Annotated in this window: 4 tRNA genes; all 4 read right to left on the reverse strand. The window is 50.5% G+C overall.

Annotated elements, in window-relative coordinates:
- Window positions 1-63: 63 nt before the first annotated feature.
- The 4 genes from RGU12_RS13590 to RGU12_RS13605 all read right to left on the reverse strand — a co-directional run bounded on the left by RGU12_RS13590 (window position 64) and on the right by RGU12_RS13605 (window position 411).
- Window positions 64-139 (reverse strand) — tRNA-Ala (locus RGU12_RS13590).
- Between the two features lie 11 nt (window positions 140-150).
- A tRNA-Pro gene (locus RGU12_RS13595) sits at window positions 151-227 on the reverse strand.
- Window positions 228-232: 5 nt separating this feature from the next.
- Window positions 233-309: transfer RNA gene (locus RGU12_RS13600), tRNA-Arg, on the reverse strand.
- A 13-nt stretch (window positions 310-322) separates the two neighbouring features.
- Window positions 323-411: transfer RNA gene (locus RGU12_RS13605), tRNA-Leu, on the reverse strand.
- Window positions 412-426 lie beyond the last annotated feature (15 nt).

Genomic DNA, 426 nt, shown 5'->3' on the forward strand with positions numbered 1-426 from the left:
AATAAGTTTGTTACTTAGAATTAACGTTGACGCTTGTATTGTGTTCAGTTTTCAAAGAACTGTTGGTGGAGCCTAGCGGGATCGAACCGCTGACCTCCTGCGTGCAAAGCAGGCGCTCTCCCAGCTGAGCTAAGGCCCCAAATATTTAAATGGTCGGGAAGACAGGATTCGAACCTGCGACCCCTTGGTCCCAAACCAAGTGCTCTACCAAGCTGAGCTACTTCCCGTAATATGGCGCGCCCGAAAGGAGTCGAACCCATAACCTTCTGATCCGTAGTCAGACGCTCTATCCAATTGAGCTACGGGCGCATTATTATTAAAGTGGTGCCGAGGACCGGAATCGAACCGGTACGGTAGTCACCTACCGCAGGATTTTAAGTCCTGTGCGTCTGCCAGTTCCGCCACCCCGGCATTTAAAATTACTTC

The sequence above is a fragment of the Ferdinandcohnia sp. QZ13 genome, from assembly GCF_031324165.1.
Lineage (GTDB): Bacteria > Bacillota > Bacilli > Bacillales > Bacillaceae_L > Ferdinandcohnia.